This window comes from Lentzea sp. NPDC004782 (genome assembly GCF_040609115.1).
Lineage (GTDB): Bacteria > Actinomycetota > Actinomycetes > Mycobacteriales > Pseudonocardiaceae > Lentzea.
In genome coordinates this window covers 53298-68281 of record NZ_JBEXJN010000051.1, presented here as the reverse complement: position 1 = coordinate 68281, position 14984 = coordinate 53298, and the positions used below count along the sequence as shown (strand labels likewise).

The 14984-nt window shown below is 70.5% G+C and carries 9 protein-coding genes; 5 read left to right on the top strand and 4 right to left on the bottom strand.

Annotated features, from left to right (window positions below; translation table 11 throughout):
• Positions 1–57: 57 nt before the first annotated feature.
• Positions 58–405, bottom strand: coding sequence for an STAS domain-containing protein (locus tag ABZV40_RS35695; RefSeq protein WP_355451988.1), 348 nt, complete (start codon positions 403–405; stop codon positions 58–60).
• 1 nt (position 406) lies between these two features.
• Complete coding sequence (locus ABZV40_RS35690) at positions 407–1021, bottom strand: DsbA family oxidoreductase (protein ID WP_355451985.1); 615 nt, start codon at positions 1019–1021, stop codon at positions 407–409.
• 61 nt (positions 1022–1082) lie between these two features.
• On the opposite strand from ABZV40_RS35690, the gene ABZV40_RS35685 reads away from it, so the two are divergent.
• Together ABZV40_RS35685 and ABZV40_RS35680 are read left to right on the top strand one after the other, a co-directional pair.
• On the top strand, positions 1083–2171 hold the full coding sequence (locus tag ABZV40_RS35685) for a GTP-binding protein (protein WP_355451982.1): 1089 nt from the start codon (positions 1083–1085) through the stop codon (positions 2169–2171).
• On the top strand, positions 2171–3340 hold the full coding sequence (locus ABZV40_RS35680) for a GTP-binding protein (protein ID WP_355451980.1): 1170 nt from the start codon (positions 2171–2173) through the stop codon (positions 3338–3340). The genes ABZV40_RS35685 and ABZV40_RS35680 overlap by 1 nt, the downstream gene beginning before the upstream one ends.
• Here the strand turns inward: ABZV40_RS35680 and ABZV40_RS35675 are convergent.
• Positions 3298–4056, bottom strand: coding sequence for a dienelactone hydrolase family protein (locus tag ABZV40_RS35675; protein ID WP_355451977.1), 759 nt, complete (start codon positions 4054–4056; stop codon positions 3298–3300). The genes ABZV40_RS35680 and ABZV40_RS35675 overlap by 43 nt on opposite strands.
• Before the next feature lie 95 nt (positions 4057–4151).
• Here ABZV40_RS35675 and ABZV40_RS35670 point away from each other — a divergent pair, with 95 nt between their 5' ends.
• The 3 genes from ABZV40_RS35670 to ABZV40_RS35660 all read left to right on the top strand — a co-directional run bounded on the left by ABZV40_RS35670 (position 4152) and on the right by ABZV40_RS35660 (position 8671).
• Complete coding sequence (locus ABZV40_RS35670; protein ID WP_355451974.1) at positions 4152–4745, top strand: TetR family transcriptional regulator; 594 nt, start codon at positions 4152–4154, stop codon at positions 4743–4745.
• Positions 4746–4881: 136 nt separating this feature from the next.
• Positions 4882–6180, top strand: a complete 1299-nt coding sequence (locus ABZV40_RS35665) for an alpha/beta hydrolase-fold protein (protein ID WP_355451971.1) — start codon at positions 4882–4884, stop codon at positions 6178–6180.
• Between the two features lie 40 nt (positions 6181–6220).
• Entirely contained in the window at positions 6221–8671 is a 2451-nt protein-coding gene (locus tag ABZV40_RS35660) for a rhomboid family intramembrane serine protease (protein WP_355451968.1), read from the top strand.
• Between the two features lie 79 nt (positions 8672–8750).
• On the opposite strand, the gene ABZV40_RS35655 is transcribed toward ABZV40_RS35660, so the two are convergent.
• On the bottom strand, positions 8751–14942 hold the full coding sequence (locus ABZV40_RS35655; RefSeq protein WP_355451966.1) for a PA14 domain-containing protein: 6192 nt from the start codon (positions 14940–14942) through the stop codon (positions 8751–8753).
• Positions 14943–14984 lie beyond the last annotated feature (42 nt).

Genomic DNA, 14984 nt, shown 5'->3' with positions numbered 1-14984 from the left:
TTTGTCCCCCTTGTCTTTCCCGGGTTTTTTTGCCCCGTGGTCTTTCAAAAACCCCCCTTAAAACCCCCCTTCCAGGGCCTCCGGCAGGCTGAGGTACAGCTCCAGCGTCTCGTTCAGGGTGGTCGCCCGCAGCGCCCGCAGCACGCTGCCGGCGGGCGACACCAGCCGCAACGGGGTACCCCGGTCCTCGCCGAGCTGGTGGTACTCCACGAGCACGGACAGCCCGGCCGACGCGAAGAACGCCACGCCGCTGAGGTCCAGCACGACCGGGAGCCGCGCGGTGAACGCCTCGGACAGCTTGTCGCGCAACAGCTCCGCGCTGTAGGAGTCGACCTCGCCCTCGGCGCGCACCACGACGGCGGTGTCGAGCTGCTCCGAGCTCACCTTCAGCAAACCGTCGGTCATGTCAGTCCTCCCACGCCTGCGTGAGCGCGCGCCCGAACAGTTCGGCCGGCTGGGCACCGGCGACGGCGAGCCGTCCGTCGACGACCACGAACGGAACGCCGGTGATGCCGATCTCGCGAGCGCGCTTCTCGTCCGTGCGCACCTCGTCGGCGTAGGCGGCTGAGTCGAGAACGGCACGGATGTCGGCGCGGTCGAGCCCGGCCTCCGCGGCGATCTCGGTCAGCGACTCCGCGGTGAACAGCGTGCGCGCCTCGGCGAAGTTGGCGTGCAGCACGGCGTTGAGGAGCTCCTGCTGCAGACCGCGCTCCCCCGCCAGGTGCAGCAGCCGGTGCACGTCGAAGGTGTTGCCGACCTCGCGGTCCTGCCGGTACCCGAGGCCCTCGTCGCGGGCGAGCTGGGCGACGGAGTTCTCCATCTCGGCGGCGCGCGGGCCGAACTTGGCGGCGAGCATCTGCGGCACCGGCTCCACCGAGGTCTTGTCCGGGTCCAGCTCGAACGCGCGGTGCACCACCGTGACCTCGGCACGGTGCTCGAATCTGGCCAGCGCTTTCTCGAAGCGCGCCTTGCCGATGTAGCACCACGGACAGATGACGTCAGCCCAGATCTCGACCTGCATGGCTCGATCATGTCATGCCCCGATTTCCAAAACGAAAATCGTTGTCATGTAGGCTGCGCGCATGGCAGGACGGGTCGTACTGGTAGCCGGGTTCACTCACCACGACGCAGCCGACGAGCTCTGGCGGGCGTCCCCGGAGTCGGTGCTGGTCAGGCACGACCTGACCAGCCTCGCCGAGGGCGTGGTGCGCCGCTGGGTGGACGGCCGGCTCACCGTGCTCGAACTCGCGCACGGCTGCGTGTCGTGCACGCTGCGGCTCGACCTCGTCCCGTTGCTCGAAGGCCTGGACGGGCGGGTGGTCGTGCACCTCGACCCGGTGCTCGAACCGGAGGCCGTCTGCTTCGCGCTGAGCGAGACCGACGTCGAGGTCGAGGCCGTGGTCACGGTGGTCGACACGGCGACGTGGCTGGCCGACGCCACCGGCGGCGACTCGCTCGCCGACCGCGGGATGCGCGCGGCCGACGGCGACGAGCGGACCGTGGCGCAGGTCGTGGTCGGGCAGGCGGAGTTCGCGGACGCGCTGGTGCTCACCGGCGTCGGCGACCCGGTGCTGGAGGCGGTGCTCGACCGGCTCAACCCGCACGCGCCCCGCCGATCGATGGACGACCTGGACGCCACCGAGCTGCTCGCGGCGATTCCCGCCACCGCCCGGCGCGGCGGGATCGACGACGGCTTCGGGCCGTTGCTGCACGGGCAACCGCCGCTGGAACCGGCGCACGGCGTGTCCGTCGTGCACTTCACCGAGCGGCGGCCGTTCCACCCCAGGCGGTTGTACGACTCGATCGACGTGCTGCTCGAAGGCGTGGTGCGGGTGCGCGGCCGCGTGTGGGTGGCGAGCCAGCCCGACGCGGCGCTGTGGCTGGAGTCGGCGGGCGGCGGCCTGCGCGTGGGCAACCTCGGGCCGTGGCTCGCCGCGACCGAGGACTGGGCCGAGGCCGACGACGACCGGCGCGCGGCCGCCTCGCTGCGGTGGGACCCGTACTACGGCGACCGCGACCAGGAGCTCGTCGTGATCACCAGCTCGGCCGCGCCCGAGCAGATCACCGCCGCCCTGCGCGCGGCGCTCGTGACCGACGAGGAGCTCGCGCTGATCAGCGAGCTCGACTTCGCCGACCCGTTCGCCGACTGGCACGAGGAGATGGAACTCTGATGCGCACCCCCGTGACCGTGCTGTCCGGTTTTCTCGGTTCCGGCAAGACCACCCTGCTCAACCACGTGCTCGCCAACCGCGAGGGCAGGCGGGTCGCGGTGATCGTGAACGACATGAGCGAGGTCAACATCGACGCGGCCCTGGTCGCCGGTCAGGGCAGCCTCGACCGCACCACCGAGCGGCTCGTCGAGCTCACCAACGGCTGCATCTGCTGCACGTTGCGGGAGGACCTGCTCGACAGCGTCGGCGAGCTGGCGCGCTCCGGGCGGTTCGACACGATCCTGGTCGAGTCCACCGGCATCTCCGAGCCCATGCCGGTGGCCGCCACGTTCGACTGGACGTTCGAGGACGGCACGAGCCTGTCCGACCACGCGCGGCTCGACACCATGGTGACCCTCGTGGACGCGGCGGGCTTCCTGCGCGAGCTGACCACCGGCGACCGGCTGGACGAGCGCGACCTGGCCGCCGCCGAGGCCGACGAGCGCACGATCTCGGACCTGCTCGTGGACCAGGTCGAGTTCGCCGACGTGCTGGTGGTGAACAAGACCGACCTCGTCACGGCGGAGCAGCTCGCCAGGCTCGACGCCGTGCTGCGGCGCCTCAACCCCTCCGCCCGGCTGCTGCACACGCGGCGCGGCGTGGTCGAGCTGGCCGAGGTGCTCGACACCGGCCGGTACGACCCGATCACCGCCGCGCAGGCGCCCGGCTGGGCCCAGGAGCTGGCGGGCGGGCACACCCCGGAAACCGAGGAGTACGGGATCAGGTCGGTCACCTACCGCGCGGACCGGCCGTTCCACCCCGCCCGCCTGGTGGAAGCGCTGACGGACTGGGAAGGCGTGTTGCGCAGCAAGGGTTTCTGCCACGTCGCCTCCCGTCCGGACGTGCTGGCCGTGTGGTCGCAGGCCGGTCCGAACCTGACCCTCGAACCCGGCCAGCTCCTGCCGTCCCCGCGGGCACGGCAGGAGCTGGTCTTCATCGGGGTCGGCCTCGACGTGACGGAACCGGCCCGCCGCCTGGATCCCGCACTGCTCACCGACTCGGAGCTCGCCGCGGGCCCGCCCGTGTGGCGGACGTTCGAGGACCCGCTGCCCGAGTGGGACACCAGCGAGCTGCACGACCACTCCGGTCACAGCTTGCGGGCGAACAGCTCCAGCAGTGCCTCCCAGTGACGTTCGGCCGCCTCCGCGCTGTACATGGAGGTGTCGGCCTGGGTGAAGCCGTGGCGGGCGCCCTCGTAGACCTCGTTGCGGTGGGTGACACCGGCCTCGGCGAGCGCCTTGCCGAGCGCCTCGATCTGCTCGGCGGGGTTGGACGAGTCCTGGTCGGCGTGCCCGAAGTACAGCTCGGCGGTGATGCGGTCGGCGAGCAGGTGCGGGCTGTCCGGCGCGTCGGTGGCCAGGCGGGCGCCGTGGAACCCGGCCGCCGCGGCGACCCGGTCCGGGAAGGTGCCCGCGGTGCGCAGGGCGAGGCCCGCGCCCATGCAGTAGCCGGTGATGCCGACGGGACCGCCGGTGGTGAGCGGCGAGTTGTCCAGCCAGTCCAGGTAGGCGGCGGCGTCGCGCATCACCACCTCCGGCGTCAGCTCCTGGATCAGCGGCATGATCTTGCCGAAGAGCTCCGGGCGCGCGGTGGGGTCGATGAACTCGGGCAGCTCCAGGACCGGAGCCCGGCCGGCGCGGTAGAAGACGTTGGGCACCAGGACGACGTACCCGGCCGCGGCGAGGCGGTCCGCCATGGACTTCAGGTGCGGCCGCAGTCCGAAGGCGTCCATGTACAGCAGGACGCCCGGATGCGGGCCACCGTCGACCGGGTGGACCAGGTAGGCGTCGGCGGTCCCGTCCGGCGTGGTGATGTCGACGGACGACCCGTGCACAGCAGTGGTCATGACAGTCCTCGGTTCGAAGTGTGAAACTCAGTGTCAAGTTAGCCATCGAGTTTCGCTTGTGCAAGTGAGGTGCTGGCGCCGGGTACGATCCCCCGGTGCCAGCCGAACGGACGAACACCAGGGACATCGCGCGGGCGGCCGTGCGGGCCGAGCTCGGCCGCGTGGCCTTCAGGCTGTTCCTCCGCAACGGTTTCGAGAACGTGACCATCGACGACCTCGCCGCCGCGGCCGGCGTCTCGCGCAGCACGTTCCTGCGCTACTTCGGCACCAAGGAGGACGCCGTCCTCGGCGGCTTCGAGGCCAAGGGCGAGCGGGTCGCCGAGGCCCTGCGCGCCCGCCCCGCCGACGAGGACGACTGGACCGCGTTGCGGCACGCACTTGACCTGGCCATCCCCGCCTATCACGAGGACCCGGCCGCCATGCTGTCCATGGTCCGGTTGATCGGGTCGACCCCGGCGCTCGCCGCACGGCAGCTGGAGAAGCAGCGCGCCTGGCGCCCGGCCATGGTGCACGCGCTCGCCGAACGCGCGGGCTCACCTGAACACCCCGCTGTCGCCCACTGGGTCCGCGTGTCCGCCGCCCTCGACTGCCTCACCGTCGCCGTCGACCACTGGTCGGACTCGGACGGGCGGCTCGACCTCGTCGCCCTGCTCGACGAAGCCTTCGCGGCCTTTCCCGGCAGCCGCTGATTCCCGCCACCTGACGGACGCGCTTCCAGCCAGGTGACGGGTTGTTCCGGACGCCCGGCAGCTGGGAACGTGCCGGCCGCAGTAGTTTGCTGGTCCTCGCCGGAGTACCCCCGGGACCTGCTGACGAACGGACCGCATGCTCAGCCCACTCGACCTGTCGCTGACCAGCGGCCCGATCCCCACCGCCGCCACCGTCGCGGGCGCGATCGCGTTGATCTCCCTGACGATCCGGAAGAACCGGACGTGGTGGACCCGAGTCGTTCCCGTGGTGGTGCTCGCGTGCGCGGCCGTCATCGCCGGGCTGGTGTTCGTGGTCGACCACGTGTGGAAGCCGTGGCCGGAGCCGTTGCCCCCGATCCTGGCGGTGTGGGCGGGTGCGGTGCTGGTGGCGCTGAGCCTCGCGGTCGCCCGGCTGCGGGCCGGGCGGTGGTACTGGCGCACGCTGAGCGTGGTGCTGGCACTGGTCGTCACGGCGAGCGCGGTCACGGCGGCGAACGCGTTCTTCGGCTTCTACCCCACGTCACGCGCGGTGCTGGAGGTGTTCACGAACAGCCGGGTCGACCTCGACGAGGCCGCGAAGCCGACGACGAGCGTGCTCGACGTGCCGCCGGGCGGCAAGCTCGCCGACGTCTGGCGCAAGCCCACCGGCCTCCCGGAGAACGGCACGGTGTCGGAGGCGGACGTTCCCGGCGTGTTCAAGGCGCGCAAGGCGTGGATCTACCTGCCGCCCGCGTACGCCGCGACGCCGCGCCCGCGGTTGCCGGTCGTGGTGCTGCTTCCCGGGCAGCCGGGCGCGCCCCGCGACTGGTTCGACGCGGGCCGGATCACCGAGCGCCTGGACGCGTTCGCCCGCGAGCACGACGGGCTGGCGCCGATCGTCGTCGTGGCCGACCAGCTCGGCTCACGTGCGGCGAACCCGTTGTGCCTGGACTCGAAACTCGGCCGGTCGGAGACGTACCTGGCCCGCGAGGTGCCGGCGTGGATCAAGCAACGGCTGACGGTCGACGAACGCCGTGAAGCCTGGACCATCGCCGGGTTCTCCCAAGGCGGCACGTGCGCTCTTCAGCTCGCCGTGCGCGCGCCGGACGTCTACGGCAACTTCATCGACCTCACCGGGCAGCGTGAACCGACCCTCGGCACGCGTGCCGAGACGGTCAAGGCCGCGTTCGGTGGCGACGAGGCGGCGTTCACGCGGGTCAACCCGATGGACGCCCTCGCCCGCGAACGGTTCCCGCAGACCGCGGGAGTGATCGTCACGGCCCAGAACGACGCGCTCTACCGCCAGGCCGGCGTGGACGTGTTCGAGGCCTGTCGCAAGGCCGGGATGGACGTGCAGTGGAAGGACCTCCCGGGAGCGCACGACTGGAACGTGTGGCGGCCTGGCCTCTACGACTCCCTGCCGTGGCTCGCCACGCGCACCGGCCTGACCAACTGACCCCTTGCCCGTTCGACCTGCGGCGGAGACCACGACAGCCATGAACGCCCTGCTCGACCGCATCACCCGGCAGCTCAGCCGGCTGTTCCGCACCGCTCCCCTGACGTGCGTCTTCCTCGTCGTCTTCTGGACCGTCGGCGCGCTGACCGGCGCGATCGGCGACGAGAACGACGCGCTGCTGGCCCGGATCGGCTTCGGCACCGACAGTCCACTGTGGACCGCTTTCTCCTCCGCGTTGTGGGCCATGGACCTGCTGGGCTACCTGGCCACCACCGTGCTGCTGCTCGTCTTCGGCACGCTCGCCGAACGCGAGCTCGGCACCCTGCGCGCCGCGGCGATCTTCCTCGCCTCCCACGTGATCGGGGCGTTCCTGGGTATCGGTGTGGTGGTGCTCGGCAGCGAGCTGCAGTGGTCCTGGCTCGACTCGCTGCGCGGTGGGGTCGCGGCCGGGCCGTCGATCGGCGGCGTCGGGCTCGCGCTGGCGCTGACGTTCCGCATGCCGGTGTCGTGGCGCCGCCGCGTCCGGCTCATGACGGCCCTGTCGGTGCTGGTGCTCACGTTGTACTCGGGCTGGCTGGAAGACCTGCTGCGGCTGACCGCCGGCGTGGCCGGGCTGCTGATCGGCGCGGTGTTCCTGCGCGCCCGCGCCGCCCGCGAGCCGCGGACGCTGACGGAGACCCGCGTCCTCGTGGGACTGCTGGTGGCGGCGTCGGCGCTCGGGCCGGTGGTGTCGCTGATGTCGCCGTCCCCGAACGGCCCGCTGTCGTGGTACTCCGAGGTGGTGGCCGTCTGGCAGCCCGCGGCGGACGACGTGGCGACGGCGTGCGGCTCGGACTTGGTCGAGCTGTGCCGGACGATGACGATCCAGCTGTCGTACGGCCGGTTCCCGGCAATGGTGATGTCGCTGCTGCCGGTGTTGCTGCTGCTCGTGCTGGCCGAAGGCCTGCGGCGCGGGCGACGGTTCGCGTGGTGGTCGGCGCTGGCGTTCAACGTGGCGTACGCGGCGTTCATCGCGTGGTTCGTCTCCGACGACGCCGCGCGGATCCCGAACAACGGTCAGCTGGAGGTCGGCTTCGCGTCGACCTTCCCCGTGCTGGCACCACTCGCGATCGCCATCGTGCTGCTGGTGACCCGAAGGCACTTCACCGTCCGGCTGCCGGGCCACGCGACGCGGAAGTTCTGGCGGTTCACGCTGGCCAGCATCGGGGCCCTGTCGGCGTTGTACGTCTTCGGCGGGTACCTGGTCCGCGACCAGTTCACCCCGGAACCGGGATTCCTCGGGCTGCTCGCGGACCTGCCGACGCGGTTCCTGCCGCCGGGCTACCTCGGCGCGGTGCCGTTGCGGTTCCAGGCGGACGGGTTCATCGGCACGCTGCTGTTCGAGTACACCGGCGTGGTGTTCTGGCTGATCGTGCTCGCGGGTCTGCTGATGGCGTCGTGGCGCGCGTGGCCGTTGTCGGGTTCGAAGGAGGCCGAGCAGGCGCGTGAGCTGATGCGGCGGCACGGTGGTTCGTCGTTGTCGTACATGACGACGTGGCGCGGCAACCAGTACTGGTTCACCCCGGACGGCGAGACGGTGATCGCGTACCGCGTGGTGGCCACGATCGCGCTGACCGTCGGCGACCCGATCGGGCCGAACCGGGTGGACGCCGTGCGCGGGTTCGCCGAGTTCTGCCAGGAGAACGGCTGGACGCCGTGCCTCTACAGCATCGGAACCGAGACGCGGGAGGCCGTCGCCGGTCTCGGGTGGTCCGCGGTGCAGGTAGCCGAGGACACCGTGATCGAGCTCGAGACCCTGGCGTTCACCGGCAAGAAGTGGCAGGACGTGCGGACCGCGCTGAACAAGGCCGCCAAGGAGGGCATCACCGCGGAGTGGTGCACCTACGCCGACGCGCCGTACGCGATCACCGACCAGATCCGGTCGATCTCGGCGGAATGGGTGGCGGACAAGGGTTTGCCGGAGATGGGCTTCACCCTCGGCGGTGTCGAGGAACTGGCGGGCGACGGCGTGCGGTGCCTGCTCGCGATCGACGCGGACCGCAGCGTGCACGGCATCACGAGCTGGCTGCCGGTCTACGCCGACGGCGAGGTCGTCGGCTACACGCTCGACTTCATGCGCCGCCGCGCCAACGGTTTCCGCGGCTCGATGGAGTTCCTGATCGCCTCGGCCGCGCTGGAGCTCAAGGCGGAGGGGGTCAAGTTCCTGAGCCTGTCCGGTGCCCCGCTGGCCCGGCTGGACCGCGGTGAGCGCACCCCTGTCCTGCAACGGGTGCTGGACCTCACCGGGCAGGTGCTGGAGCCGGTCTACGGGTTCCGCTCGCTGCTCGCGTTCAAGGCCAAGTTCCAGCCGACGTACCGGCCGATGTTCATGGCCTACCCGGACTCGGCCGCCCTGCCGCGCATCGCGAACGCCGTGAGCCGCGCCTACCTGCCGCACGTCAGCGTGCGGCAGGGCGTCCGCCTCGCCAGCAAGATGATCAACCGATCCTGACAGCGACCATGGCTGCCAGTCGTGCCGATGCGGGCCGGTCACAGCTGACCGGCCCGCATCGGAGATCCCTCGGCTCAGCTCAGTTGTTGGCCCACGCACTGATGCCGCAACCGGCAATCCACCCGAGCGGTCCGGCCACCTTCGAGAACTTCGACAGCACGTTGACGGTCTTGGTCAACCAGTTGCCCGCCGCGAAACCGAACCATCCGCCGCCGGTGATGCACGTTCGCCACAGCCACTTGGCCTCATCGACGATGTTGGGGATCTCACGGCCACAGACCTGACTCAGGGCGATGTTCCCCCTGGAGAACGAACAGGCACCGCCGCCGAGAACTCCTCCCCCTCCGCCGCCACCGCCACCGCCACCGCCGACGCGCCTGGCCGGCGCGCGGTGGATCGTCCTGAACGAGCGCGACACCTTGCGGTGCACGATCTTCCGGTGGACGACGTGCCGGACGTAACGGTGGTGGTAGCTGTGCCTCGAGTACCGCCGGTGGGCACGGGTGCCGTCGATGTCGGTCTTGTTGACCGGGTCGCCGCTGACGTAGTCGTAGTCGTTGGCTGAACCGCCCTCCACCGGATCGACGGACAGGAACCGGCCCAGCAGCGGGCTGTACGGCCGGGCTCCCATCTGCACGAGGGACAGCGCTCCCGCGTGCTCGTACGGTCGCTGGTGCTGTCCCAGCCATCCGTAGTCCAGCTGTCCCGGCTGGTTGTCCGGCACCCCGTCGGGGTCGACCGTGCCGTCAGCACCGAGCGGCTCACCGTAGGGCGAATAGGTGCGTGTACCGCCCACCTGCTTGCCGGTGCCGTCCAGCGTCAGCGCGAGGTCGCCCCGCACGGTGGGCAGGTCCGAGGTGGACCCGGCTCCGGTCACGGTCAGCACGACACCGCCGGGCAGGGAGAGCGTCCGGCTCAGCACCCGCTTGTCGGCGCCCAGAGCGAAGTCCGCGCTGTCGCCGTCTCCGGTGTAGGACAACAGCACCGACGTCTGGGCGTCGCCCTGGTCCGCGTGCCTCGAGACGATCCGGTTCGTGGCGTCGCGGACGTAGCTCACGTTGGCCGCGTCGGGGCCGGACGACCGGGCGGAGATGTTGCGGTCCGCCGAGTCGAACCCGAGATACGTCGTGACCGGGCCGTCGGTGAACTGAGTGGTGTTCCCGTCGCTGTCGTAGGTGAAGCCGCTCAGCGTCCTCGCGCCCGTCGTCGCCAGCAGGCGGTCGGCGGCGTCGTAGCAGTACCCGGTGTCCGCGGTTCCCGCCGCGGTCTGGTCGAGCAGGTGCACGCGGTTCGTGTTCAGCCCCGCGTTCGCCTGTGTCCCGTTGGGACAGCCCGCCGGTGCCGACGACGTGAAGTCGTAGGTGTAGTGGTGTCCGGAGACATATGCGTCGACGAGTCTGCCCGCCTTGTCGTAGCCGAAGTTCGGGCCGGCCGGACGTGCGTCCACACCACCGAGGGACTCGTCGAAGACGGTGCCTTCCCTGGTGCGGCTCACCTGCGACACCACGGTTCGGTTGTCGCTCGTGCGCCACGTGAGGGACGTGGTGCGGCCGGCCTGGTCCCTGCCGATGGCGCTCAGCGCGGACCCGTTCGCGTAGGTGACGGACGACGGTTCCCCGGCGTCGTCGTACGCCGAGGTGGACAGCACGGTGTCGCCGAGCTTGGTGGTGACCGGACGGCCCGCGTCGTCGTAGGTGAAGGCCGTCACCTGCGGCGCGTCCGCAGGTGTGGTGACGGTCTGCCGCGACACCCGGCCGGCCGCGTCGTAGTCCGTCGCCGTCCGCGTGCCGTGCACGTCGGTGTACGCCACCACCCTGCCGAGCAGGTCGACAGTCGTCGTGACCGTGCCGTTGAAGTCCGACACCGCGGTCACCAGCGGGTTGCCGCCCACCGCGTAGTCAGTGGTGACCGTGCGCTCGGCGGCAGCCGAGTTACCGGGGTACTTCACCGACACCACGCGATCACGTGCGTCGTAGGTGGTGCAGGTCCAGCTCCCGCTGGTGGCCTTCGCCACGACCCGGCCGGACGCGTCGAACACCTGCTCGTCGACGCGCGCCGGGCCGGCGGCCGGTGTGGTGGAGGTGGTGAGCTTCGGCAGACCCCCCTGGTTGATCGCGGGGCTTCCGGCCACGCACGGGTTGGCGCGGGTTTCGGTGTCGCCGTAGTAGGAGTAGGTGGTGGCCGCACCTGTCGGCCTCGTCGCCGAGGTCCTGCGCAGGTATCCGGTCGCCTCGTACTTCGTCGCCCCGGTCAGCTTCAGACCGGTGGGATCCTCCTGAGCCGACGTGGGCAGCCCGAAGGTCGGGTCCACCCCGTCATCGTCGTACTTGGTCGTGGCGACAACGTCCGGCACACCGTCGGACTCGGACGTGGTGGTCGTGGTGGACAACCCGTACCGGGGACGCAGCTGCGACCCCGGAACCAGTTCCTGGGTGCCGGAAGGCGTCGTCCAGTGCAGGGCGATTCGCGAGTAACCCACGTCGTTGAGGTAGTCGATCCGCACGCGCTTCACCGTTCCCGGTGCCGCGCTGGTGGTCTTGGCCTCACGCCAGGCCGGGTCGCTGTGCCGCCAGTCGTCGATCACGAGCTGGTCGTCGATCCACATCCGGATGCCGTCGTCCACCAACGCGCGCAAGGTGTACTCGCCCGCGGCCGGGAAGACGATCTCTCCGGTGAACCTCGCCGTGAACACGTCGTTCGGCATGCCAGGGGGATGACCGAGCTCCCAGCCCCAGGTGGCGTTGAGCGTGCCGTCCGCGGTGCCGACCCCGGTCCGGTACACGAGCGGCGTCCCGGACAGCGAGGTGTTGTCGTAGAACGCCGCGCTCAGGCCACGCACGCCCTGGTCGTAGTCGGTGTGCTTGTGCGCCACCGTGTTCGCGCACGTCGCCGTCGGGACCTGCCCGGTGAAACAGGCCGCCGGTGCCGGACCGTAGGTGTCGGTCGGCCGGTCGGCGTAGTCGTAGACGGTCGTGGACGTCCGGCCCGCGGTGTCGGTCGACGTCAGCACCTGGTCCTTGGCGTTCCAGGTCCGCGACGTCGTCTTCCCCGTGGCGTCGGTCGACGACAGCTCGCGGTCGGCCGCGTCGAACACGACCTTGTTCGCGAACCCGACGGCCGGACTGAGTCCCGCCACGTCGACGAACGTCTGCCGATTGCCGGTGTCGTAGCGGTAGGAGTGCGCCGGCCGCGGCTGTCCGGGTGCCGGCGCCGGCTCGGTCACCTTGGTGGCCTTGGGTTTGCCGGTCGTGGTGTCGTAGGCGATGGTGGTGAGCACGTCGGTCAGGCCGCCCCGGCCGGACGGGTCCGCCGCGACCCAGTCGTTCACCAGTGGCGAGCGCACCCGCTCCACCAGGCCGGCGGTGTTGTAGCCGTAGTCGGTGACCTCGGAACCGGGATCCTCGATGCGCGAGAGCTTTCCCGCCGTGTACCAGAGCCTCGTCTCGGTACCGTCCCAATAGGACACCCGGCAGAGCATCTGCGGCGGCGGCAACGCGTCGGATCCGCTCGGCGGGGTGGTGCCGCCGTAGCAGTCGTCGCCCTGCCGGTTGTAGTGCAGGACGTGCTCACGCCCGCTGACCGGGTCCTTGATCCGCGTCAGCCGGACCGGGGTCGCGCCGTCGTAGACCTGTTGCAACGCCGCGGGTTTGCGCGAGTCCGCGGTCGCGGCCTGTGTCTCCAGTCTGCCGTCCGAGCGGAACGAGTACACGTCCTCGCCCTCGGTCAGCGTGACCCGGCCGGCGGTGTCCAGCGCGAGCACGCCGTCCTCACCGTCGGGCGCGGTGTAGCCGCCGGCGCTCTTCTTCGTCCAGGTGTGCTTCGCACCGGTGGCGTCGGTCAGCACAACCGTCTGGTCGGTCACCTGCGCGCTGGTGTACGTGGTCCCGCTGCCGTCGAGATCGGCGGACAACGTCCAGCCCTGCGGCAACGCGGGCAGGTCACTGCTGAACAGCCAGTCGGCCGGCACGATCTGCGCGGGCACCGTCGTCCCGTCGGAGGTGCGCGTGAACAGTCGCATCATCGCCGCACCCGTGACCTCCTGCAGCTCCACCTTGATCGGCACCCGCTGGCCCGCGGCGAGCGCGACACCGGTGGCCTGTGTCCAGTTCAGGTCGCTGGCCGTGTCCCCGTCGTAGACCTTGGTGTTGTCGATGAACACCTCGGCACCGTCGTCGTGGACGCCCGCGAACTGGTAGGTACCCGCGACCGGTGCCTGGAAGAAGCCCTCCCAGCGCGCGACGAAGTAGTCCGCCGGCAACGCGGGCGCGAAGGGTGACCCCGTGCCCCAGTCGACGTTGACCTGCGGCTCCGTGCGGACGAGCACCGGCTGCTGTCCGGGGTTGATGATCCCGTTGTGGCTCAGGTCCTCGAAGTAGGACGCGCGCAGGCCCTTGGCGTCGTGCTGCTGCGAGTTGTAGCCGAACGTCAGCCCGGCGTTGCCGCCGACCGTCGAGAAGGTCGGGCTGGCCTCGGACAGCGACACGTTGCCGTTGGCCAGGTTCACCGAGACCGCGCCCACGGCGTCGTCGGGCGACGGGCCGTGGTCACCGATCCGCTGGTCGATCCTGATGTGCCCGACCCACGTGGGCGTCACCATCGTGGTGCCGGAGTACGCCGCCGCGCGCCAGGTGTAGGCGACACCGTCCTGCAGGACGCCTTCCGGCACGGACCAGGACGGTGCCGGCAGGCAACCGGAGTCGACCACGACACCCGACTGCGCGTCGGGCCCGGTGGCCACCTTGAAGCAGTAGGTGACCTTGTCCCCGTCGGGATCCGTGACGGGGCTGACGGCCAGGGTCGGGGTCAGCGAGCTGAGCACGCTGTTGTCCGGCGGGGAGGCGAGGGCGGGAGCCGGCGCGGCCGAACCGGTGTCGACCACCAGCGTGGCGTTGAGGTGCTTGTACGTCCAGGTGCCGGGTTGTTCGGTGCCCGTCAGCACGAACGCGACGTTGGTGTCGTGGGCGTCGACGCGTCCGCGCAGGTAGTTGGTGAACACGTTGTTGCTGAAGCTGCCCACGTCACCGACCAGGGCACTGCCGAGATACTCGCCGAGCGCGTTGTAGTTGCGATCGGTGGCGTGGTACAGCCCGGCGTTCCACGACTTGATGGACCCGGTGGTGTCGGTGTCCCGTGTGACGTCCAGCCGTGCGCCGACGACGGTCTTGCCCATCAGCGACGAGTAGTCGACGTAGAACCAGCTGCGGTTGTACGAGTCGCCGCCGTTGAGGCTGTTGCCGATCCGCAGTCCGCAGTTGTCACAGGTGTAGCCGTCGGAGCGGTAGGTGTGCGACTCCCCCACGCCGAAGCTGAACGTCGGATCGACGCTCACCGGGTAGACCCGTTTCGGATCCCGCAGCCAGGCCGGATCCACCGACACCGTCAGCCACCAGGCGTCGCCCGCTCTCTCCAGCGCGTACTTCCCCCCGGTCAGCGCGGGAGCCTTGTGCTCGTCACCCGACGAGTCCCAGGTCTCCACCGGCGGGATGACCAGTTTCGCCGCACCGGCACCGTCTCGCAGCGACACCGAGCCGGTCGGCTCGACCTCGGGCGTCAAGCCGCCGGTGACGAGCCGGAACCGCCAGGACGCCTGGTCCGGCACCTTCTTGAGGGTGATCGTCTCCTTGACCAGGCCCGCGGTGACCTCGTACCCGAGGTCCGTGTCCGGGGCGACGCCGGGATAGTCGACCTTGTCCTTCGCGACCTTGGCGGTCGAAGGCGCCGCGCGGTCCATCGCGAGCGTCACCTTGTGCCCGTCGACCTCCACCGACAGCACCGAGGCGTCATCGGCCCGGCCCGCGAGCGACGGGTTCAGCGGATGCCTCTTCGCCGTGGCGCGCTTCGACTTCCCGTCGACCTGCAGACCGGTGTCGACCGGCTGCCACACACCCGCGTCGTCCTTGGCGTTCAGCGGATCCGTCGACTGCCGGACGGTGTGCGTGCCGTCCGGGTTCTCGTACTCCTCCGCGAACATCGACCGGGAGACCACCTTCGACCGCTTCGGGTCGAAGTGGCTGCCCTCGCCCGCTTTGGTCAGCGGGGTGAAGTCGGCGCCGGAGTCGACCACGACGGCACCACGCGGCGGAGCGGCCGGTGGGCGCAGGAGTCCGACGTTTCGCGGATCGGTGGCTTTGGCGGTTTTGGTGTCCGCCACCGCGTGCGGTGGCGGTTCGGCGGCGGTCAGGGCGGTGGCGCCCAGGCTCACCACCACCCCGAGCACCATCGCGTCTCTGAGCCGGCCGTACGGCCGTTGTCGGGCACGCCGAAAACGCATCGCTTCCCCCAGTTGATGAAACCTGCGCTTACGCGCTCCCAC

Coding starts and splice junctions, on each gene's coding strand:
- ABZV40_RS35685 (WP_355451982.1), top strand. CDS start 1,083: ATGGCAGGACGGGTCGTACTGGTAGCCGGGTTCACTCACCACGACGCA.
- ABZV40_RS35695 (WP_355451988.1), bottom strand. CDS start 405: ATGACCGACGGTTTGCTGAAGGTGAGCTCGGAGCAGCTCGACACCGCC.
- ABZV40_RS35655 (WP_355451966.1), bottom strand. CDS start 14,942: ATGCGTTTTCGGCGTGCCCGACAACGGCCGTACGGCCGGCTCAGAGAC.
- ABZV40_RS35665 (WP_355451971.1), top strand. CDS start 4,882: ATGCTCAGCCCACTCGACCTGTCGCTGACCAGCGGCCCGATCCCCACC.
- ABZV40_RS35680 (WP_355451980.1), top strand. CDS start 2,171: ATGCGCACCCCCGTGACCGTGCTGTCCGGTTTTCTCGGTTCCGGCAAG.
- ABZV40_RS35690 (WP_355451985.1), bottom strand. CDS start 1,021: ATGCAGGTCGAGATCTGGGCTGACGTCATCTGTCCGTGGTGCTACATC.
- ABZV40_RS35660 (WP_355451968.1), top strand. CDS start 6,221: ATGAACGCCCTGCTCGACCGCATCACCCGGCAGCTCAGCCGGCTGTTC.
- ABZV40_RS35675 (WP_355451977.1), bottom strand. CDS start 4,056: ATGACCACTGCTGTGCACGGGTCGTCCGTCGACATCACCACGCCGGAC.